Raw genomic sequence first — 21,948 nt, 5'->3', positions numbered from 1 at the left:
TATGCTTGGTTTGGCAATTGCTCTTATTGGGGCTGCTTTAGGTGCGGGATTAGCAGCAGCAGGTTCTGGAAAAGGAGTAGGAATAGCTGGTGAGGCTGCGGCAGGAGTACTTGCTGAAAAGCCAGATCTTTTTGGTACAGTTCTTATTCTTCAAGCCCTTCCTGGTACACAAGGTTTTTATGGATTTATAGGTGCATTTCTTATACTAATGAGATTGGGACTTCTGGGAGGTAATGTTCCAAATCTTACTTTGGAGCAAGGGTTAATGGTATTTGCAGTAAGTATTCCTCTTATGATTGGAGAATATGTGAGTGGTATGTGGCAGGGTAGGGCGAGTGCTGCTGCTCTTCAAATGGTAGCTCAGAAGCCTCAAACCTCTGGACAGGCTATTATTATTCCTGCTCTTGTGGAGACTTATGCTATTCTTTCTTTAATAACATCAATAATTCTTTTGTTCTTTGGAGTGAAGCTATAATGTCCTTAGAGAGAATAGTTGAGAGACTTGAAACTGAAAAGAGAACAAAGATTGAAGAGATCAAAAATAAAAAGGAAAAAGAATTCCAAGAGTTTGTAGCTAAAAAGGAAAAAGAATTAGAAGAATGGAAGGAAAAACAAAAGAGAAGCTTGAAAGAGAAGCTTAATAGAGAAGAAAATACTTTGGCTGCTCAGTTAAAGCTTAAGTATAATGCTGAAAAGCTACGTATAGAGTCTGATGCAATTGCTAAAGTTAAGAATTTGGTCTTAGAGAGGCTTAAAAGTTCCTCTAATGAAGTTTACAATAAGATTTGGGAAAATTTGCTTGAGAGAGAGTCCATAAAAAGTGGAGAGATGATTCTCACAAAAAATGAGGATAAGATTGACGTAGATTATTTTTGCAAGAAATATAGTTTAACTTTAAGTAAGGATAGAATGGAGGGAAATGGTGGATTTGTAATTCAAAAAGATAATTTAGTGATCGACCTTACTGTTGATACGATTATTGAAGAATTAGTTAATAAAAACATACTTGAAATAGCGCAAATTCTTCATGGAGAAAGGTAAGTATGTATACAGAATATTTATTTCTTTCTACAAATTTAAAAGCAAAGCTACCTAAGCTTCTTGATAAGCGTCAATGGGAAATTCTTTTGAATGCTGATTTGAGTGATGCTTATAACCTTTTGAAGGAGACTATTTATGCCCCTCTTTTAGAGGGATACTCTGGTTTTTTAAAGGTTTTATATGACGATTTGAAAATAATGGCTAATACTGTAAAGTATCCCTATTGGGATTTGGTGCTTTTTGAATTTATGACCCATGATGTAAGAAATGAGTTATTGCAATTAAGCAAAAGTGAAAGTTTAGAGGTATTTTTTAATTTCTCTTATGGAAGGACATACAGTGAACTTAGGAATAAATTGACTTCTAAGATTCAAAAGGCTGATTCTCAACAAATTAGTGATTTAGGGCTATGGAATTTAATAATAGATTTTGGAATTCTAGATACTTCAAAGGAATTGTTTAAAAGAATAGAAAACAAGAAGATAAGAGATTTTGTTCTGCTTAAAAATAAACTTAATTTTATAAAAATAGATGTAAGACTGGAAAAAGTTCCTTATGTAACAGAGATTCTTAAGAGGCTGAATTGGGATTTAGCTTCTTACAGAGTGCTCTATGGAGACGAAGAATTAAAACAAAGATTTCTAGAAGATTTAAAAAATTACGATTTTGATATGCTTATTAAAAAATACCTTTATTCTTATATGAATAAAAACTTTAAAAATGTAGTTAGTGGGCCTGAGGTAGTTTTGTACTATTTTTATGTCAAGATGTGGGAGATGGAAGATATATTATTCATCCTTGAAAATAAGAAATTGAAAATCCCAAGAGAATATTGGGAAAGAGGGTTGTTGAGAGCAAATGAATGAGAATAAAATTGCCATAATAGGACTTGGTAGTCTTATAGAGGTTTTTAGGATTTTTGGTCTTGATGTATATCCTGTTAGAAACCCTGACGAGGCATACGAAATTTATATGAGTCTTTCAGAGAAAGAATATTCTCTAATTATTGTCCTTGAGAGCGTAGCTGGAAAAATAGTTGAGAATTTAAAAGGTAAAGGAAAGATTCCTTTGATCCTACCTGATACTTTTTCCAATAGAAAGATGGGAGAAGAGCTTTTGAGAGATATGGCTGAAAAGGCCTTAGGAATTGATATTATTTCTGAAGGAGAGGGATATTATGGAAGGAAAAATAGTTAGAGTAGCAGGCCCTCTTGTGGTAGCAAAAGGGCTTCCAAATGTAAAGATGTATGAGATGGTTAGAGTAGGTAACCTTGAGCTTTTTGGAGAAGTGATAGGACTTGATAACGATTTGGTATATATTCAAGTGTATGAGGAAACTCAAGGTATAGGTCCTGGTGAGCCTGTTTATGCTTTGGGGGAACCTCTTTCTGTAGAACTCGGGCCTGGAATTATAAGTCAGATTTACGATGGTATACAAAGACCCTTAAATAGACTTGCTGAAGTAAGTGGAGATTTTCTTAGCAGAGGTTTATCTTTTCCTGCTCTCGATAGAGAAAAGAAATGGGATTTTGAAGCAAGGGTTAAACCTGGTGATTATGTAGAAGGTGGAGATGTTCTTGGAATTGTACAAGAAACCTCTGCTTTAGAACATAGGATACTTGTCCCTCCTTATTTGAGGGGTAAGATTCTTGAGATTAAGAGTGGGACTTATACAGTGGAAGAAGTTATTGGTGTTCTAGAGGACGATAGTGGAAAGAAACATGAATTAAAATTGATGCATAAATGGCCTGTAAGGTATCAGAGGCCTGTCAAAGAGAAACTTCCTCCTCAAGTTCCTCTTATAACCGGGCAAAGAGTTCTGGATACGTTCTTTCCTCTTGTAAAAGGTGGTACTGCATGTGTGCCTGGACCCTTTGGAAGTGGTAAAACTATAATTCAGCACCAGCTTGCCAAGTGGGCTGATGCAGAGGTTGTGGTTTATATAGGGTGTGGTGAAAGAGGGAATGAGATGACGGAAGTTTTAATAGAATTTCCAGAATTAAAAGATCCTAGGACTGGAAAGCCTCTTATGGAGAGAACTGTTTTGATAGCTAATACCTCAAACATGCCTGTGGCTGCAAGAGAGGCTTCTGTATTTACTGGTATAACCATTGCTGAGTACTTTAGGGATATGGGATATCATGTAGCTCTCATGGCAGATTCCACATCTCGTTGGGCGGAAGCTATGAGGGAGATATCTGGAAGACTTGGAGAGATGCCTGGTGAGGAAGGATATCCTGCATATCTTGCTTCAAGGGTTGCGAGTTTTTATGAAAGAGCAGGCTTAGTTAAATGTCTGGGCAAAGAGGATAAAATTGGTTCTGTAAGCATAATAGGTGCAGTATCTCCTCCAGGAGGAGATTTGTCGGATCCTGTAGTTCAGGCTACCCTTAGGGTCACAAAAGTATTTTGGGGACTTGATGCTCGTTTGGCTTTTAGCAGACATTTTCCTGCTGTAGATTGGCTTGTAAGTTATTCTCTTTATCTTGAACCTGTGAGTAAGTTCTGGAAAGAAAATGTGGCAGAAGATTTTTATGATTTAAGACAGGAAGCAATGGCTATTCTTCAGAGAGAGGCAGAGCTCCAAGATATAGTAAGGCTTGTGGGTATGGAGGCTTTATCTCCTCAAGATAGATTAACTCTTGAGACAGCTCGTTCTATAAGGGAAGATTTCTTGCATCAAAATGCTCTTCATGAGGTGGATACTTATACTTCTCCTTATAAACAGTATCTAATGTTAAAGAATATAATAAGTTTTCATAGGATAGCTCAAAGCTTGATTGAAGAAGGTTATCCTTTAGAAGATATACTGAGGCTTCCTGAGAGAGAGAAGATAGCAAGAATGAAATTTGTTCCTGAGGATCGTATAAATGAACTTGAGGCTCTATTGGTTGAGATTAAGCAAAGGCTTGAGGGAATAAAGGAGGGAACAAGAGAATATGCCTAAAGAATATACTTCAGTATCGAAAATAAGTGGGCCTTTAGTTTTAGTGGAGAATATTGAAAATGTAAAATATGGAGAAGTAGTAGAAGTAAAGCTTGCTAATGGTGAAATAAGGCAAGGACAAGTGCTTGAAGCTCAAGAGGGCGCTGCTTTAGTACAGATGTTTGCAAGCACACAGGATTTATCTTTGAAAGGAATGCGAGTAAAATTTTTGGGCCATGTTCTTGAGATAAACTTATCTCCAGAGATTCTTGGAAGAACTTTTGATGGACTTGGCAGACCGAGAGATGGTGGACCTGAAATTATCCCTCAAAAAAGGATGGATATAAATGGAAGTCCTATAAATCCTTATTCAAGAGCTTATCCTCAAGAATTCATCCAAACTGGAATTTCCGCTATAGATGGTATGAATACTATCGTAAGAGGCCAAAAGATTCCAATTTTTTCAGGAGCGGGTCTTCCTCATGCTACGCTTGCTGCTCAGATTGCGAGACAGGCAAGACTTCTTAATGAAGAAGAAAAGTTTGCTGTGGTATTTGGAGCCATGGGAATAACTTTTGAAGAAGCAAACTTCTTTATAGAAAATTTTAAGAATACAGGAGCTTTAGAGAGAACAGTACTGTTTATAAATCTTGCTAATGATCCTGTAATTGAAAGAATAGCGACTCCAAGATTTGCATTAACAGCAGCAGAGTATCTTGCTTTTGATCTAGATATGCATGTCCTTGTAATATTAAGTGATATGACTAACTATGCAGAGGCTTTGAGAGAAGTCTCAGCTTCAAGGAAAGAGGTACCAGGAAGGCGTGGATATCCTGGATATCTTTATACAGACCTTGCAACTCTTTACGAGAGAGCAGGAAGAATTAGAGGTAAGAAAGGTTCAATAACTCTCTTGCCTATATTGACTATGCCTGAAGATGATAGAACTCATCCTATTCCTGACCTGACCGGATATATCACTGAAGGGCAGATATTTTTGAGTAGAGAGCTTCATAGGCGTGGTATATATCCTCCTATTGATGTGTTGCAATCCCTTTCAAGACTGATGAGAGGTGGAATTGGAGAAGGAAGAACTAGAAAAGATCACGGAGATTTGTCCAACCAATTATATGCTGCTTACTCAAGAGGACTTGAAGCAAAAGAACTTGCTGTGGTTTTAGGTGAAGCTGCGCTTACCGAAGAAGATGTTCAATTTCTTGAATTTGCCGAAGCTTTTGAAATGGAATTTATCAAACAAGGAGAATATGAGAACAGAAGTATATTTGAGACGTTAGATTTAGGATGGAAACTCCTTAGAAGATTACCAAGGTCTAGTCTTAAGAGAATTAGACCTGAATATCTTGATGAGTTCTGGGGGAAGGAAGATGCCTCTTAGAGTAAATCCTAATCGAATGGAACTTTTAAGATTAAAAAAGAGACTTGCTATTGCAAGAAGGGGTCATAAACTTCTTCAAGATAAGTTAGAGGGTTTGATTCAGAGATTTATGGAAGAAGTTCAAAATTATAGAACCTTAAGGGAGTTAACAGAGAGAGAATTCCTTGAATTTTTGGCAATAGGAGGTACTCTTTATATAAGGCTTTCTGGTCCACTTTGGGAAAGTTTGCTTCAGATAAATGATGGTAAAACTACTATATCTCAAAAGTTAGAAAAGAGAATGAATATACCTGTTAAAGAACTTACTATTGAGAATGTTTATACTCCTCTTTATAGTTATATAGAAACTCCTTATGTTATGGATGAGCTTGTAGAAAGATGGAGTAGGATAGTTGAGAATATAATAGTCCTTGCAAATAAGGAAAGATACCTGATTTCTCTTGCAGAAGAGATTGAGAGAACTAAGCGAAGAGTAAATGCTTTAGAATATAAGCTTATACCTCAAATAGAAGAGACTATTAAATTAATAACTGTTAAATTAGAGGAACTTGAGAGGAGTAATTTCTTTAGACTTTTGAGATTGAAGGAATCTTGATGAGAGATATATTGGCTTGGAGAGAGATTGATCTCTCAGCCCTTTTAAATAATATAAAAGTTATAAGAGAAAAAATTGGGAAAAAGGTTGATATAATTGCAGTGGTTAAGGCTGATGCCTACGGGCATGGAGCTAAGATTGTATCTTTATTTTTGCAAAAGTATGCTAATGTTAACAGCTTTGCTGTAGCGCATATAGATGAAGGTATTTTTTTAAGAAAGATAGGCATAACTAAAAAAATATTAGTACTTTCTCCTCAACTCAAGTCTTCCATACCCTATTATCTCGAATATCAACTTACACCAGTGATCTCCGATATAGAGTTTTTAGAAGATTTGGGGAAATTCTCTCATAGTAAAGGTAAAGAATTAAAGATTCATCTCATGTTTGATACAGGTATGGGAAGAGAAGGTCTTCTTCCTTCAGAGGTTGATAAAGTGCTGAATGTTATGGAGAAATATCCAGGTTTGATCCTTGAGGGGATTTCGTCACACTTATCTAATTCAGAAAATAAAAAGGATCCTTATAATATTTTTCAAAAGAAATTATTTTACGAGATATATGATAAATTTAAAGATGAAGAGTTGGTTTTTCATTTTTCAAATACTGGTGGTATCTTTAATTTTCCAGAGTTCCATTTTAATGCGGTAAGGCCAGGAATATCTCTATATGGATATGGAGATAAAGCGTTAAAACCTGTTATGGAAGTAAAAGCAAAAATTACTCTTATTAAGGATCTTCCAGAGGGTTGGGGGATAGGGTATGGTCATACATTCATGACAGAAAAGAATACGAAAATTGCTCTTGTGCCTTTGGGATATGCCGATGGGTATAGGAGAGATCTTTCTAACAAGGGAAGGGTTATTCTTAATGGTGAATACTGTAAAATCGTAGGTAGGATTTCTATGGATCAATTTACTATTGATGTAACAGATAAAGAAGCAAAGAAGGGAGATGTAGTAACGATATTAGGTATGGAAAAGGATAAAATAATTGATGCTCAAGAACTTGCAATTATATCTAACACTATTCCCTATGAGATTTTAACAGGTTTTGGCTCAGCAAAGAGGCTTAAGAGTGTATATAAGTTTGAAGGAAAGATCTTAAATGATCCTATTTTAGATTTGAGTTTATAATTTCTTTTATAAATTTTTCCTCTTCCTCTCTTGTTTTTACTTCTCCGTAATAATGTTTTAAAAATAACTGTTTTAAAAGTTCTCCAATTATCTTTCCTTTAAACCCCATATTTAAGAGATCCTTTCCTTTAAGGTAAGGTACTCCTTTTTCTTTAAGTAATCTTATTCGTAGAATATCTTTACCAGTTTTTTTGGAATTTAACGAAAGGAGAAGTAAGAAGTCGTCAGGAAGGTCTGATAGATTTATAATGTCTTTTTCAGATAAGGTACTAATGTTTTGATAGTGTTTGAGAAGAATAAATTGATAGGCTATTTTTTGGGGAAACTTTAAATCTTGTAGCCATTTTTTTCCTTCATCTAAAGTGGCTTCGGATATTATATTTAGTATTTGAAGTTCATATTTTTGAGGATATTCGTTTTTTAATATTTGGTTTTTCTTCTCAAAGTTTTTAGGAAGTTTTCTTATGGGAAATATGTAAGAAAGAGCATTTAATTCTTCGAGGCGTTTTAATACTTTTTCAGGTTGAGATTCTTGAAGTATTAAAATTATTTCATCTTTCAATCTTTCTTTAGCGATCTTATTTAAAAAGCCGTTTTCTATAGCTTCTTTAAGAAGTTTGAAGGTCTTCTCTTCGAAGGTAAATCCAAGTCTTGCTTCAAGCCTTATACCTCTTAATATTCTGGTAGGATCTTCTACAAAGCTTAAATTATGTAATATTCTTAATTCTTTTCTGGTAAGATCTTCTAATCCTCCATAAAGATCAATGATTTCTCCAAAGTTCTCTTCATTGAGGCTCATGGCTAAGGCATTTATGGTAAAATCTCTTCTTTTAAGATCCAGCCATAAAGAGCTTCTTTCTACTTTAGGAAGACTTCCAGGTTCTTCGTAGTGTTCTATTCTTGCTGTAGCAATGTCTATTCTTTTTCCATCACTAAGGATTATCTCTGAGGTTCCAAATTGGGGATGAGTTATTACTTTACCTTCCCATTTGTCCATAATCTTAGATATAATAAGTTGAATATCTCCCTCTACCACAATATCTAAGTCAAAGTTGGACTGTCCTAATAAAAGGTCTCTTACAAATCCCCCTATAGCATAAATAGATATATTGTATTGAGAAGTTATTTTTCTAAGTTCTTCTAATATATCTCTCCAGGGAGATGATCTAATTTTATCCTCACTTATTTGGAAGATACTGCCTAGTGGTGAGTAAATATTAGATCTTAAAAATCTAAATCTCAAAATATCCTGTCTTGTTATTATGCCTACAATTTTATCTCCATCTAATACTGGAACTCTTCCAATATTTTTTTCCACGAGTATTTTTTCTATTTCCCATATTGGTGTTTCGGGAGTTACCGTTATTACAGGTTTAGACATAAAAGATTTTACTTTTCTCTTGGTAAGCTTAAGATTTATAGCTCTTTCAATATCTCTTCTACTTATAATTCCAACAAGTTTTTTGTTCTCCTCAACACACAAACCTCCATATCCATATTTCATCATAATTTTGAAAGCTTCTTTAATGGAGATATCTGGTGGAATAGTAACTACAGGATAAGACATTATATCTTTTGCTAAGAAGTCTCGTGGTAGATATTTTTTAAGTCTTTCTATAACTAAATCCTCTGCGGAGTTCAGTCCTATCTCTTGAGAGTTGAGAACAATTGTAGTAGCGGTTTTGTGGCCTCCAGGGTTAAAGTCTCTTAGTACTTCTCTTAAGTCAACATTTGGGGTTTTAGATCTACCCATGACAAAGATTTTGTCCTTTACTTGAAGTAGGATAAATAAGATATCTGCTTCTTTTTCATCTAAAACTTTATGGGCTAAGATTGATAGGCCCTCTACATATTTATCTTTCTCTAAACTAGCAATAACTATCCTGTAACCACTTATGGATATTTCCTTAGATGCCTGTAGAAGTTCATTGAGTAATTCTTTTTGTTCATCGGTTAATTTTTCATAGATATAACGATTTATAATATTGAGATCTGCACCTCTTTCTAATAGATAACTTGCTATTTTTAAATCCTTGGGAGTGGTATTTAAGAATAAGAAGTTTCCAGTATCTTGGTACATACCTAAGAGGAATATAGTTGCCTCGATAGGGTCTATAGGAATTTTTTTCTCAATAAGTTTTTCCACTAAGATAGTAGTGGTTGATCCAGTTTTTTCAATAAATTCTATATCTCCTTTTATGTCTCCTGTTTCATGATGGTCATATATCTCTATAGGAACTTTCTTTTCCTTTATAATATCTTGAAATTTCTTTTCTACACGGTTTAACCAATGATTATCAACGAGAATTATCTTTTCTATCTCTACATTTATATCAGGATTCTCGACAAATCTTAAGATATCTTTGTAGAGCAAATAGAATTCGTAGACTTTTCTCTCCATGCTTTTACCTGCATAGGCTATTGCTTTAGGATAAAGCTTTTTAGCAGCATAGAGAGAAGAAAGAGCATCAAAATCAAGATAGTTATGAGTCAGGATTATAGGTACCTTTTCCATAATTATATTGGCTTGTAGGGAAAGTTTTCTTTATTATAAGGAACTACCTCTATCTCTTTTTCCCCTTTTCCTAATTTGGCTTTTACTTTAACTTTTGGCTCCATCTTGTGATCACTATAATAAGCAGTTATTCTTGCAACTTCTTGAAGCTCTTTTTCATCTTCAATAATTTTGTTGGGAACAATAGTTATAGGAGAGGGTTCTGTCGCTTTTAGAATAGTATCATTTTCTCTTGCCAAAGATAGTATTTTTTCGTTTTCTTCTTTATTTCTTCCTACTATTACTTTTGTATTGTCATTTATTCTAAGGTGTCGACCTATCTTCAAAAGTTTCAAGTCTCGCTTATCGAAATTTTTAGAGTGTTCTAATAGATCTTTTAAGCGACGAGAAAAATTAGGTTCTGTTAGGAGACATCCTCCAGCAGGAGTAGGAATTTCTTTTAGTCCTATTTTTTTAGCAAGTTCCAATTGTACTTTCCTTGATCTTCCTTTTATATCTAAAAGTTTTTCTCTATCTACCCAACCTTCTCTTTCTGGCTTTGTGGGAGGAAGCAATTTGGCAGAAAGAGGCCTTAAGAGTATATCTTCAGTTCCAGAGTATTTTTCTACAAGTCTTAAAGATTGTTTGTTTTGGGACATAGGTCTTTCTCCTAAGACCTCTCCAGTAATAATGAAATCTGCATCAAACTTTGGAAGTAACTCTTTTGCTTTTTTAACCATAAAGGTATGACAGTCAATACAAGGATTCATGTTTTTGCCATAACCAAATCTAGGGTTTTTTAAAATAGCCATGTATTCTTCTGTTATATCTACCACATGCAAAGGGATATTTAAAAATTCACATGCCTTCTTAGGTAATTCTAAGTTAAAAAAGGGAGTATAAAAGGTCACTCCAATTACTTCTATACCTTGTTGGAGAATAAGCCATGTAGCAAGAATACTGTCAAGTCCTCCAGAGATTAATGATATAGCTCTTACTTTCTTCATAGCTTCTCTACTATCTCTTCATTAAGATTTTTGATTACCTCTATAATTAATTTTTTTGCATTTAAGAAGTCTTGTATATTTATAATGCTAGTATGGGAATGAATGTACCTTGCTGGAACTCCAATTACAACAGAGGGTACACCTTTTGCATGAATATGAATTCTGCCCCCATCAGTTCCTCCTCTTTCAAGGGCAGAATATTGTATTGGTATATTTAGTTTTTCAGCAATGTCTATAAACATTCTTCTTAAGTTAGAGTTTGGGATCATGGTAGCATCGTAAATTATTAAGGAAGGCCCTTTTCCTAAATAAATCTTCTTTTCTTCGTTTATTCCTGGCATATCGGTAGCGATATCTGATTCTAATATGATAGCCATGTCAGGGTTAACCACAAAAGAGGAGGTAGTGGCACCTCTTAAGCCTACTTCTTCTTGGACTGTTGCAACCCCATATATTGTGTTAGGATGATTTTCATTGATCAATTCTTTTATTATTTCTACAAGTAGAGCACATCCTACTCTGTCATCCCATGCTTTTGCTAAGAGGAGATCGGGATTATGCATTACCTGAAATTCACTGTAGGGTGTTATGGGATCTCCAGGTCTTACACCCCATTTTAAAGCTTCTTCTTCACTACTTGCTCCAATATCAATATACATCTCTTTCTTTTCTACCACTTTTTTTCTCTCTTCTTCTGATAGTATATGAGGTGGCTTTGATCCTATAACTCCTATGATAGGTCCATTTTGAGTATGTATAACCACTCTCTGGGATAAAAGAACCTGATCCCACCATCCTCCGAGAGGGATAAATTTTATATAACCATTCGAAGTTATGCTTTTTACCATAAAACCAATTTCATCCATATGGGCTGCTAACATTATCTTTGGTCTTTGGTTAGAACCTTCCTTTTTAAAGATTAAACTTCCAAGCCTATCTTCTTCTAATGTTGCAATTTGAGAAAGATATCTCTTTAGTACTTCCCTTATACCCTTTTCATACCCTGAAACTCCAGGAGCTTCAGTAATCTCTTTGAGCATGTTTAATAGATCGTTATTCATTTTTTGTAATTCCTCCTTTTTCTAAAATTTCAATTTCATAGCCTTTTTCTTTTATTTTATCAAAAATTCTCCTAATTTGGTCGGGATTTTTCGTCTCAAGAGTAAATTCAACGGTACTCTCTATTTTAGGAAAGAAAGGTAGAGACGGATCTTGATGTATGGTGATAATATTTGCCTTTTCTTTAGATATAACGTCAATTACCTGAGATAAATGTCCAGGAAGATCAGGAAGTTTTACCTTCATATGTACGATTCTTCCCGCCTCTATGAGACCAAACTCAATAATTTTTGTTAACAGGCTTACATCAATATTTCCACCGCTCAAAATAAGGACAATCTTTTTTTCAGGTATTTGGTCACAGTATTTTAAGACTGCAGCAAGGGTTGAGGCTCCAGCTCCTTCTACCAGGGTTTTTGCTCTTTCTAAGAGTAATAGAATGGCTTCTGCTATTTTCTCTTCTTCCACTATAAAAATATCATCTATATACTTCTCGATTATATGTGATGTTATTTCTCCAGGTTTTTTAACAGCTATTCCTTCTGCTATTGTTTGTTCTGGTTTTTTAGGTATTTCTACTTTTTTAATTTTTTCATACATTGAGGGGAAAGCATTAGATTGTACTCCGTAAACTTTTATTTTAGGATTTATTTCTTTTAAGGCAATTAAGATTCCCGAAGCAAGTCCTCCTCCACCAATGGGTACAATTAAGGCTTCTATATCTTTTAAATCCTCAAGAATTTCAAGAGCTATTGTTCCTTGTCCAGAAATTATTCTTTCATCGTCAAAAGCAGGTACAAATTCTAATCTTTCTTCGTTTGCCAATTCTTTGGCATAATTAAAGGCATCGTCATATACTTTTCCGTGTAGAATTACTTTTGCTCCATAGTTCTTTGTAGAAATTATTTTTATCAAAGGTGTATTTTCAGGCATAACTATTGTAGAAGGTATACCAAAGAGTTTGCTTGCATATGCCACTCCTTGAGCATGGTTTCCAGCTGAAGCGGTTATTACTCCTTTTACTTTTTTTAGCTGAGAGATGTAATTTATAGCCCCTCTGATTTTAAAAGCCCCTGTTTTTTGTAGATTTTCAAATTTTAAAAATATTTCTTTTCCTGTCATATCACTAAAGGTTTGGGAAAGAGAGATAGGAGTTTTGTGAATGAAGGGAGAGATCCTCTCCTTTGAGGACTCTATATCCTTTAAGCTTATCATTTTTGAACACTCCTTCTTTATCTTAAAATTTTTATTCCTAAAGGACTTGACTTTACAGACCTTATTTTATAACCTTTGGCTAAGTATTCCTCGATTTTTTTAATGATTTTTTTAATCTCAGAGTCATCTCTAATTAACACAAACATGGTAGAGCCTGTGCCTGTCAGAGCCACATAGGGGGTTATTTCTGATATTAATTCTTTTATCTCTCTTAATTCCTGATATTCCTCAAAGACTATTTTTTCAAAGAAGTTATAAGGTTTTGAAAGGAAGCCTTTTTCAAAGTTTGATATAATTTCTTCAAAATTTATATGAGTTCCTAAATCTTCTTTTTTTATTTTTGAGTAAATGTCCCTTGTGCTTATGCCATAGGGAGGAAGTATTAGAAGAAATTTAAAGTTTTGGTGTGATATCTTTGTGATTAGTTCCCCCTTTCCTTCTGCTACACATGATCCTCCATAAAAGAAGAAAGGAACGTCAGAGCCTAAAGTTTCTCCTATATTTGCCATTTCTTTTAAAGAAAGATTTGATTTGGTGAGAATATTTAAGCCCCAAATTATTCCTGCTGCATTAGAGCTACCACCGCCAAGGCCTGCTTGTATTGGTATTTTTTTGTATAAAAATATTCTTACTCCTATCTTTCTTCCCGTGGTTTCAATAAATTTTTTATAGGCCTTGTATACAAGATTTTCCTCTAATGGGATATTGAGATTAGAATTTATAATGAATTTAGGATAGGGTAGTGGTGAGATTTGCATGAAGTCCCATAAATTTATGTTATGGAGAAGTATTTTTATATTATGGTATCCATCTTCTCTTTTATTTATTACGTCAAGAAAAAGAGTTATTTTACCAAAAGTATATATGTTTAATCTTTCCATAGAGCAAAGGCCTTATTTGACAATGTTATGTAATCCTCAGGCGATAAATCTTCTGCTCTTATTTTACTATCAATATTGAGTTCGGTGAATAGTGTTTTCCAGTCTATCTCAGGAAAAGCTCTTTGCAGATTATTTAATAGAAATTTTCTTCTTTGGCTAAAACTTTCTTTTAAAAGTTTGAAAAAGAGTTCTTTATTATGGATTTTATCGAGTTTAGGATTTAGCTTTAGTCTTAGTATCACTGATTCTACTTCTGGTGCAGGAAAAAAGCACGAAGGAGGGACTTTTGAGATAACTTCATAAGAATAAGTGATATGGAGGAGTATAGATAAAGGACTATATTTTTTGTTTCCAGGGGAAGAGGTTAGTCTTTCAGCCATCTCCTTTTGAAGCATTATTACCATTAAGCTCGCATAAGGTCCTTTCTGAAAATATTCTCCTAAAAAACTGCCAGAAATGTAGTAGGGTAAATTCCCTGCTAATTTGTAGGGTGGAGTTACTATTTTTGAAAGATCTATTTTCATAATATCTTCAAAAATAATCTCTGTATTTGGATAATCCTTTAAGAGATTTTCAAGGATAGGTTTGAACCTTTTATCGATTTCCACACCTATGACCCTTTTGGATCTTTTTGCAAGTTCAAGGGTTAAAGTTCCAACGCCGCATCCTACTTCTAATATAGTATCTTCTTTTGAGATTTCTAAGGCATCGATAATTTTTTTTAAAATATTTTTATCAACTAAGAAATTCTGACCTAAGCTTTTTTTGAGAAATATGTTGTTTTTCTGAAGGATTTCTATGAGCTCTGATCTACTTGTTAAGTTCATTAAGCTATTCTTCTAAGAAGATAAATAGTAATTTTTCTTCTTCCAAAATACTTTACTTCTCTTAAAGTGGGAAAGCATAGGTCTACTCTCCATCCTTTTATGAGTCCGCCTGTATCTCCTGCTAAAGCAAAACCATAGTTTGGGATATAAAATGCACTCCTTAAAGGTATATATCTTGGATCTACAGCTATAATTCCTTTCGATGCTTTCCATCCAAGGGCAGTGATATTATTTCCATCACCACCGGTCCAGGGTTCGTAGGCAGTAGCAGTTACTTTGATGGGTTTTACTACTTCAAAAGTGGCAGATTCTAATTTAAGATACTTGATAACAGGGGTGGTAACTTCTATAACAGTCGGGGACATTTTTTGAAGTTCTTTTCTTGAGATTAAAACTTCTTTTTCAAGTTTTCCATTAATGATTCTCTTTTTGTAGACTTTTTCTATTTTACCGGGTATTCCGTGAGTTTTTATTCTTTCACTGTAGGATTTAGAATAGGTTACTTTCAAGATTATTTTAGGTTCAATAATTTCTATCCTCTTAGTAGTGCTCTCGCTTACTCTTGTGATTTTTATTTCTTTTATTCTTTCAGTCAGTGGAGTTCTTGCAGGTGGACTTACAATGTCGTACTTAGACAATTTAATTTTTTGCTCTTCAAGTACCTCCCAAACAAATCCAGCATTTGTTTTAACTTTTATAGGTCTTTTGTTCCCATCGGTAAGAATAACTTCTCTTATAGGTCTTAAATGAGAAAAATTCCTCCATAGATAGTTATTCTCTATGATTTTTGCAGAGGCTATTATTACTAAACTACCGAAAAACACTGTAATAGCAATTGCTCTTTTTTTTCCTTTTCTCATGCCCTTTTTATCCTCCTAAAGAAATGCTTTCCAACCCTTAATATAAAGGGTTTGTCAATGGAAATATCCAAATTTATGTCTTCTATTCTCGTGCCATCTATTTCTACTGCCCCTTGGGAAATTAATCTTTTTGCTTCACTGTTGCTTTTGGCTGCTCCGACTTGGGTTAATAATTTCACAATCCATATCTTAGGTTCCGATATTTCAACTTCAGGTACATTCTCAGGTAATTCTTTATTTCTAAAGATTCTATTAAACTCTTCCTCGGCTTTTAAGCTTGCTTCTTCTCCATGATATATCTTTACAATTTCTCTTGCTAATCTTGCTTTCGCATCTCTAGGATTAAGTTTTCCTTCTCTCATTTCCTGTTCTATTTTTCTAATTTCTTCTTTAGGTAATTCTGTTGCAAGTTCAAAATATCTTATTATTAATTCGTCAGGAATAGACATTACTTTTCCATACATCTGGTTGGGTGGCTCAGTAAGACCTATGTAGTTTCCAAGACTTTTGCTCATTTTTTGTTTTCCGTCAAGGCCTTCCAATATTGGCATCAACATTGCTACTTGTGGTTCTAAGCCGTATTCTCTTTGAATTTCTCTTCCTACTATAAGATTAAATTTTTGATCAGTTCCTCCTAATTCTATGTCTGCTTTTATAGCTACAGAATCATAAGCTTGGAGCAATGGGTACATGATCTCATGAATAAAAATTGGTTTTTGTTCTTTGAATCTTTGAGCAAAGTCGTCTCTTTCAAGCATTCTTGCGATAGTGTATTTTGAGGTTAAAACTAATACATCCTCTAATTTCATTTTCCCAAACCATTCTTCTTGATACCTTATTTCTGCCTTTGAAACATCAAGAATCTTACCTACCTGTTCTTGATAAGTTAAGGCATTTTTCTTGACTTGTTCTGGGGTTAGGGGTTTTCTTGTTTCACTTCTACCTGAAGGATCACCTATTCTTGCAGTAAAATCTCCTATGATAAATACTACTTGATGTCCAAGATCTTGAAATTGTTTTAATTTTCTCAATACTACTGCGTGTCCCAGATGTAGGTCAGGGGCAGAAGGATCTGCTCCTAATTTTACCCTTAGTGGCCTTCCTTCTTCTCTTGCCTTTTTTAGTTTTTCGTACAAACCATCTTCAGGGATTATCTCTACCACGTTAGATTTTAATATTTCCAATTCTTCCTCAATACTTATTTTCTTCATCATCCTCTACTCCTTACTGAAGATTTTTTTAAGATTTTCATTCTTGAGTATGTAAAGTAAGAGAGGAAGTCCAATGAAATATGTGGCGATAGCCTCTCCTAAGCCTATATATAGAACATTCAGTAAATAAGGTAACTTGAAGAATAAATGAAGATATAAACTAACTCCAAAAGCATTAACAAGTATAGGCGGTAGAGGAGCAAGGTAAACATTAGGCATTTTTCTTGTTAAAAAAGCTGCAATTAAGGTAAATAAACTTCCAAAGATAACATCTATCCAGCCAGCAGGGCTAAATAAGTTAGCTATGGCGCAGCCTATGAAAAGTCCTGGTATTGCCATCTTATCTATAAAAGGGAATAGAGTCATAAATTCAGATACTCTTACTTGAATGGGACCATAGCTTATAGGACTTAGTATTACAGTTAATACTGCATAAGACGCTGCATATATAGATATTCTTGCGATTTTTTTTGAGGACATCGCTCTTCCTCCTTACAGTCCTAATTCGTCTGATATTGACTTCATGGCTTCTAAGCCTATATTTATGAATTCTTCTAAGCTTAAACCAAATTCCTCGCAAGTTTTGATTTGTTCCCTATTTGCTCCTCTTGCAAAGCTTTTTTCTTTGAATCTATTAAGAATGAAATTTACATCTAAAGGAGCTAATTTCTTCTCTGGATGAATTAGAGCAGCAGCAACAATTAACCCTGTTAAAGGATCTACTGCATATAAAGCCTTTGCAAGGAGAGTTTCTCTTGGTAATTGATGTATCTCGTTGTGAGCCTTTATTGCTTCTATGACGTCTTCTGGTAAATTATCGTCTTTTAATAACTCTTCTGCAAGGAGGCTGTGTTTTTCTGGCTCTTTTTCAGTAAGTTCATAGTCTATGTCATGTAAGAGTCCGGCCAATCCCCATTTTTCTTCATCCTCATTAAATCTTTTGGCAAGGGCTCTCATGATAGATTCTGTAGCTAGCATATGTTTTATTAGATTTTTATTTTTTACATATTTTTTAACTTTGGTTAGGGCTTCTTCTCTATTCATAGATATGCCTCCTAAGATTTGAACTGATTTTGGGGTTAATAAGATAAGACCCAAACTTCTGTGGAAGAGGGAATATTATTCTTATTTACTTCTATTTCTTTCTCCTCAAATCTTTTTACAGGGTAACTAACTTCATTAACGAAGTCGTCTACTTTTGCAAGATCAAATTTTAAGTGAGGAGTTTTATAGTGCATTGGTATCACAATATTAGGCTTTATAAGCTCTACTACTTTTATTGCAGAAGAAGCATCAATAGTAAATGTGCCTCCTACAGGAATGCAAAGTATATTTACCTCGCCAACTTTTTCCTTATACTCATTAGTTAATACATGTCCTAAGTCTCCTAAATGCAATATCTTAATTTCATCGGTTTCAATAAGATAGATAGTGTTAACTCCTCTTTTCTTTCCACCTTCCTCATCATGGAATGTGTTAAATCCTTTTATTTTAACGTTGTTTATTTGGGTTTCTCCTTCTCCTTGTACTACTATTGGATTTCCTTTTAATATATGGACAGCATTGTGATCGAAGTGTTCATGGCTTACAGTAACTATATCAGGTTCTACATCAGGTAAAGGATATCCTACCGATGAATCAAAAGGATCTGTGAGGATCTTTTTGCCCTCAGAATTTATAAAGAGAAAGCATGCATGTCCGTACCATCTTATTCTCATATTCACACCCCCTTACATTTTTTCGGGAGCTGATACCCCAAGTATGCTTAAGGCATCTTTTATTATTATTCTAATACAGTCTATGAGCACAAGTCTTGCTAATGTTAGATCTCTGTCTTCGGTTATAACCTTATGGGAATCATAGTATCCATGGAAGAGAGTGCTAAGGTTTAATAAATAGAAAGGAAGTTGATGTATTTCTAAGGTTCTTGTAATATCGTCGAGTTTTTCAGGATATCTTAAAAGATTTAATATTAGGTCTTTTTCTTTTTCTTCTTTAAGTAGGGATAGGTTGGCTTGATCTAAGTCTGCTAAGTTATATCCTTTTGCTTCTGCGTTTTTAAGAATACTACAGCATCTTGCATGAGCATATTGTACATAGTAAACAGGGTTCTCTACTGATTGTTTTTTGGCAAGTTCTATATCAAAATCGAGTTGGCTTTCAGGGCTTCTTAATAAGAAGAAAAATCTTATAGGATCTTTTCCAACTTCTTCTTGCACTTCTTTAAGGGTTACAAAATCTCCTGTCCTTTTTGACATTTTTATTTCTTCGTTGCCTTTCATTAACCTTACCATTTGGACAAGAATTATTTCAAGGATATCTTTAGGATATCCTAAGGCTTGAATTGCTCCCTTTAATCTGGTGACATGACTATGATGATCTGCTCCCCACACATCAATTATCCAATCGAATCCTCTCTGGATTTTATTTAGATGATAAGCAATGTCAGCTAAAAAGTAAGTTGGTTTGCCATCACTTTTAACAAGAACTCTATCTTTCTCATCACCAAATTTTGTGGATAAAAACCAGATGGCACCATCCTTTTCATAGGCATATCCATTTTTTACAAGAATATCTAATACTTCTTTTACTTTACCATTTTCGTGTAAGGTTCGCTCACTAAACCAAACGTCATATTCTACCCCAAAGTCAAGAAGAGTTGTTTTAATATCTTCTAACATCTTACTTAAGGCGTATTCTTTGAAAAACTTCTTCTTCTCTGTTTCATTCATTTTCTCTATTTGATCTTTTTGGTTTAATAGTTCTTTTGCTAATTCTATAAGATAGTTTCCATGATAGCCTTCATCTGGTACTGGATGATCATATCCTAAGAGTTGCATATACCTCGCATAAAGAGACTCCCCAAGAAGATCAATTTGGTTTCCAGCATCATTTATGTAGAACTCTTTTTCCACATTCCAGCCTATTCTTCTAAATAGATTTGCTAAAGAATCGCCTATGGTTACGCCTCTTGCATGAGCTATATGCATGGGGCCTGTGGGATTGATGCTTCCAAACTCTAATTGTATCTTTTTCTTTTTAGGAGGTATGCTTACAAAACTATCTAAATCTTTTCTGATTAATCTCAAAGTCTCCCATAGTGCTTCGTCGTTAAGGAAAAAGTTTATAAATCCAGGACCAGCAATCTCTGCCTTTCTAATAAATGGGGATTTTTCTAAGTTTTCTAAAATTTTTTCGGCTACTATTCTTGGCGGTTTTTTGTTCTTCTGAGCAATTTGGAGTGCAACGGCTGTTGCATAATCTCCGTATTCTTTTTGTTTTGGGGTTTCTATAATTATTTCAATCTCATCTGTTGTGAAATTTTCTTTTTCTTTTAAGACATTTATAGCATTTTTTATGAGCTCATAAATATGCTTTCTCATTGTTTCTCCTCACCTTATTCTCAAAAACTATTTTAATAATATACATTATATTGAGGCTTAATGCAACTTCTTGCATTGAGTTTTGATTTTAGTTGTCTTAAAATTATTTTATATAATGAGAAATGATTTTTTTATAATGGATCTAAAACAAAAAGTAGAAAATTTTCCTGAAAGTACTGGAGTATATATTTTCTATGATCACTCAGGTAAGGTAATTTATGTAGGCAAAGCCAAAAACCTGAGAAAGAGGGTTCTTTCTTATTTTAATGATGACTCCCCCAAAAGTAACTATATTTTAAAGAAAGCCAAGAATATAGAGTTTTATATAACAGACACCGAGACAGAGGCCTTGATTTTAGAATCAGTACTTATAAAGAAATATAGACCTATAATGAATGTACAATTAAGAGATGATAAGCAATACCCAATGTTGAAATTGACCCTCTATGAGGAGTATCCAAGACTTGTTCTTGCGAGACGTTTTGAAGATGATGGTGCAAGGTATTACGGTCCTTATACTCAAAGTGGAACAGTAAGAGAGACCATATCTATGGTCAAGAAGATATTTAACTTAAGATCCTGTAATTGGAATTTACCAAAATCAAAACCTAAGAGACCCTGTCTAAACTATTTTATCGGCAATTGTAAGGCTCCGTGTCAAAATTATATTACAAAAGAAGAGTATTGGGAAATTGTAAAAGGGGTTATCGATTTTTTAGATGGAAAGTATGAGGAGATTATAGAAAAACTTTATGATCAAATGCAAGAGTATTCTAAAAATCTTGAGTTTGAAAAGGCAGCGAAGATAAGAGATAAGATAAGATTATTACAAAACTTAAGTGAAAAGCAAAAAATTGTTTCTTTTAATCGTGAGAATAAAGATCTTATACAGTTTTATGTGGAGGATCATAAGGCTAAGGCTTTAGTTTACTTAATAAGAGAGGGAAAGTTGATTGAGAAGAGGATATTTAATTTAACTCTACCTGAGATATGTTCTAATGATGAGCTTATAGAAAGTTTTGTATTGCAATATTATTCAAGAGGAGAAATTCCTGAGGTAATAGTGGTACCTTCTCCATTTTCTGAAGAAGAGGTGAATTTAAAAGAATTTTTGTGTAAAAGAAAGGGATCTGAAGTAGTTTTGAGGACACCGGAGAATGAAGAAGAAGAAAAGCTTTTAGGCATGGCATTAAAGGATTTAACAATTGAGAGCATTAAGTCAGAAAAGGTCTGGTTGGCTCTTTCAGAGCTTCAAAGGATTTTTAATCTACAAAATTTACCTGTTTCTATAGAAGGTTATGACATTTCAAATCTTCAGGGGAGAGAGGCTGTAGGATCAAGAGTCTATTTTCAAAATGGTTATCCAGAGAAAACTAAATATAGAAGATATAAAATTAAATATACTCCAGAATTACCTAATGATTACTTGATGCTTCAGGAAGTAATAAGAAGAAGATTGAAAAATATTGAAGAAGATCCTTTACCAGATATTATGCTTATAGACGGAGGAAAGGGTCAACTGAGTGCAGTTTTAGAGGTTTTTAATGAACTAAAAATAGAGCCTAAATTTATATTAGCTCTTGCTAAAGAGAAAGAAGAGATTTTTGTTCCAGGAAGGTCAGAACCTATTTTGCTTTCTTACGATTCTCCTGCTCTACATCTTCTCCAACAGGTAAGGGATGAAGCTCATAGGTTTGCTGTATCTTATCATAGAAAATTAAGGAGTAAGAAATTAATGGATTCTCATTTGGATAAAATACCTGGAGTAGGAGAGAAAAGAATGAAAATTCTTTTGGAAGCTTTTAGTACTTTAGAGAATCTAAAAAAAGCCTCTTTGGAAGATTTGAAAAAAGTTCCAGGAATTTCTGAAAAAATTGCCGAAAAGATTTATCTATATTTCCATGATTCTTCTTAATA

General features: G+C 34.0%; 21 protein-coding genes. 9 read left to right on the top strand and 12 right to left on the bottom strand.

Annotated features, from left to right (window positions below):
- The first annotated feature begins 1 nt into the window (after position 1).
- From DICTH_RS06730 to alr, 8 genes are read left to right on the top strand one after another with little or no spacing between them, the layout of a single operon-like run.
- Entirely contained in the window at positions 2-475 is a 474-nt protein-coding gene (locus tag DICTH_RS06730; protein ID WP_012547164.1) for a V-type ATP synthase subunit K, read from the top strand.
- Positions 475-1,041: a V-type proton ATPase subunit E gene (locus DICTH_RS06725; RefSeq protein WP_012547552.1), complete on the top strand. Its 567-nt coding sequence runs from the start codon at positions 475-477 to the stop codon at positions 1,039-1,041. The genes DICTH_RS06730 and DICTH_RS06725 overlap by 1 nt, the downstream gene beginning before the upstream one ends.
- 2 nt (positions 1,042-1,043) lie before the next feature.
- The gene (locus DICTH_RS06720) at positions 1,044-1,907 is read left to right on the top strand and encodes a hypothetical protein (RefSeq protein WP_012548444.1); all 864 of its coding nucleotides are present in this window, start codon (positions 1,044-1,046) and stop codon (positions 1,905-1,907) included.
- Positions 1,900-2,238 (top strand): V-type ATP synthase subunit F, encoded by a 339-nt coding sequence (locus tag DICTH_RS06715; RefSeq protein ID WP_012547780.1) that lies wholly within the window; start codon positions 1,900-1,902, stop codon positions 2,236-2,238. Before DICTH_RS06720 ends, DICTH_RS06715 begins: the two co-directional genes overlap by 8 nt.
- Entirely contained in the window at positions 2,219-3,988 is a 1,770-nt protein-coding gene (locus DICTH_RS06710; protein WP_012548133.1) for a V-type ATP synthase subunit A, read from the top strand. The genes DICTH_RS06715 and DICTH_RS06710 overlap by 20 nt, the downstream gene beginning before the upstream one ends.
- Positions 3,981-5,363 (top strand): V-type ATP synthase subunit B, encoded by a 1,383-nt coding sequence (locus DICTH_RS06705; protein ID WP_012547120.1) that lies wholly within the window; start codon positions 3,981-3,983, stop codon positions 5,361-5,363. The genes DICTH_RS06710 and DICTH_RS06705 overlap by 8 nt, the downstream gene beginning before the upstream one ends.
- Positions 5,353-5,958: a V-type ATP synthase subunit D gene (locus DICTH_RS06700; RefSeq protein WP_012547038.1), complete on the top strand. Its 606-nt coding sequence runs from the start codon at positions 5,353-5,355 to the stop codon at positions 5,956-5,958. The genes DICTH_RS06705 and DICTH_RS06700 overlap by 11 nt, the downstream gene beginning before the upstream one ends.
- Positions 5,958-7,094 carry an alanine racemase gene (gene alr / locus DICTH_RS06695; protein ID WP_012547489.1) on the top strand — a complete coding sequence of 379 codons (1,137 nt, stop codon included), beginning with the start codon at positions 5,958-5,960 and terminating at the stop codon, positions 7,092-7,094. Before DICTH_RS06700 ends, alr begins: the two co-directional genes overlap by 1 nt.
- On the opposite strand, the gene DICTH_RS06690 is transcribed toward alr, so the two are convergent.
- From DICTH_RS06690 to argS, 12 genes are read right to left on the bottom strand one after another with little or no spacing between them, the layout of a single operon-like run.
- Positions 7,072-9,609 carry a CBS domain-containing protein gene (locus tag DICTH_RS06690; protein WP_012548046.1) on the bottom strand — a complete coding sequence of 846 codons (2,538 nt, stop codon included), beginning with the start codon at positions 9,607-9,609 and terminating at the stop codon, positions 7,072-7,074. The genes alr and DICTH_RS06690 overlap by 23 nt on opposite strands.
- A gap of 2 nt (positions 9,610-9,611) precedes the next feature.
- A complete protein-coding gene (locus DICTH_RS06685; RefSeq protein WP_012548269.1) occupies positions 9,612-10,595 on the bottom strand; it encodes a DUF814 domain-containing protein in 984 nt (327 codons plus the stop codon).
- Positions 10,592-11,656: a M42 family metallopeptidase gene (locus tag DICTH_RS06680; protein WP_012548779.1), complete on the bottom strand. Its 1,065-nt coding sequence runs from the start codon at positions 11,654-11,656 to the stop codon at positions 10,592-10,594. The genes DICTH_RS06685 and DICTH_RS06680 overlap by 4 nt, the downstream gene beginning before the upstream one ends.
- Entirely contained in the window at positions 11,649-12,869 is a 1,221-nt protein-coding gene (gene ilvA, locus DICTH_RS06675) for a threonine ammonia-lyase (RefSeq protein ID WP_012547920.1), read from the bottom strand. Before ilvA ends, DICTH_RS06680 begins: the two co-directional genes overlap by 8 nt.
- Before the next feature lie 17 nt (positions 12,870-12,886).
- Positions 12,887-13,750 (bottom strand): 4-(cytidine 5'-diphospho)-2-C-methyl-D-erythritol kinase, encoded by an 864-nt coding sequence (ispE, locus tag DICTH_RS06670; RefSeq protein WP_012548331.1) that lies wholly within the window; start codon positions 13,748-13,750, stop codon positions 12,887-12,889.
- Positions 13,738-14,577 carry a 16S rRNA (adenine(1518)-N(6)/adenine(1519)-N(6))-dimethyltransferase RsmA gene (gene rsmA, locus DICTH_RS06665; RefSeq protein ID WP_012547503.1) on the bottom strand — a complete coding sequence of 280 codons (840 nt, stop codon included), beginning with the start codon at positions 14,575-14,577 and terminating at the stop codon, positions 13,738-13,740. The genes ispE and rsmA overlap by 13 nt, the downstream gene beginning before the upstream one ends.
- The gene (locus DICTH_RS06660; protein ID WP_012548616.1) at positions 14,577-15,437 is read right to left on the bottom strand and encodes a 3D domain-containing protein; all 861 of its coding nucleotides are present in this window, start codon (positions 15,435-15,437) and stop codon (positions 14,577-14,579) included. Before DICTH_RS06660 ends, rsmA begins: the two co-directional genes overlap by 1 nt.
- Positions 15,434-16,639, bottom strand: coding sequence for a tyrosine--tRNA ligase (gene tyrS / locus DICTH_RS06655; protein WP_041723579.1), 1,206 nt, complete (start codon positions 16,637-16,639; stop codon positions 15,434-15,436). The genes DICTH_RS06660 and tyrS overlap by 4 nt, the downstream gene beginning before the upstream one ends.
- 15 nt (positions 16,640-16,654) lie before the next feature.
- Entirely contained in the window at positions 16,655-17,128 is a 474-nt protein-coding gene (locus DICTH_RS06650; protein WP_012548083.1) for a QueT transporter family protein, read from the bottom strand.
- Between the two features lie 12 nt (positions 17,129-17,140).
- Positions 17,141-17,692 (bottom strand): HD domain-containing protein, encoded by a 552-nt coding sequence (locus DICTH_RS06645; protein WP_012547249.1) that lies wholly within the window; start codon positions 17,690-17,692, stop codon positions 17,141-17,143.
- 35 nt (positions 17,693-17,727) lie between these two features.
- Complete coding sequence (locus tag DICTH_RS06640; protein WP_012548428.1) at positions 17,728-18,366, bottom strand: MBL fold metallo-hydrolase; 639 nt, start codon at positions 18,364-18,366, stop codon at positions 17,728-17,730.
- Between the two features lie 12 nt (positions 18,367-18,378).
- On the bottom strand, positions 18,379-20,031 hold the full coding sequence (argS, locus tag DICTH_RS06635) for an arginine--tRNA ligase (protein WP_012548088.1): 1,653 nt from the start codon (positions 20,029-20,031) through the stop codon (positions 18,379-18,381).
- 115 nt (positions 20,032-20,146) lie between these two features.
- Here argS and uvrC point away from each other — a divergent pair, with 115 nt between their 5' ends.
- Positions 20,147-21,946 carry an excinuclease ABC subunit UvrC gene (gene uvrC, locus DICTH_RS06630; RefSeq protein ID WP_012548636.1) on the top strand — a complete coding sequence of 600 codons (1,800 nt, stop codon included), beginning with the start codon at positions 20,147-20,149 and terminating at the stop codon, positions 21,944-21,946.
- The last annotated feature ends 2 nt before the right edge of the window (positions 21,947-21,948 follow it).

The organism is Dictyoglomus thermophilum H-6-12, from assembly GCF_000020965.1.
Classification (GTDB): domain Bacteria; phylum Dictyoglomota; class Dictyoglomia; order Dictyoglomales; family Dictyoglomaceae; genus Dictyoglomus; species Dictyoglomus thermophilum.
The sequence above is the reverse complement of the archived record's forward strand: the minus strand, read 5'-3'. Positions and strand labels throughout refer to the sequence as shown.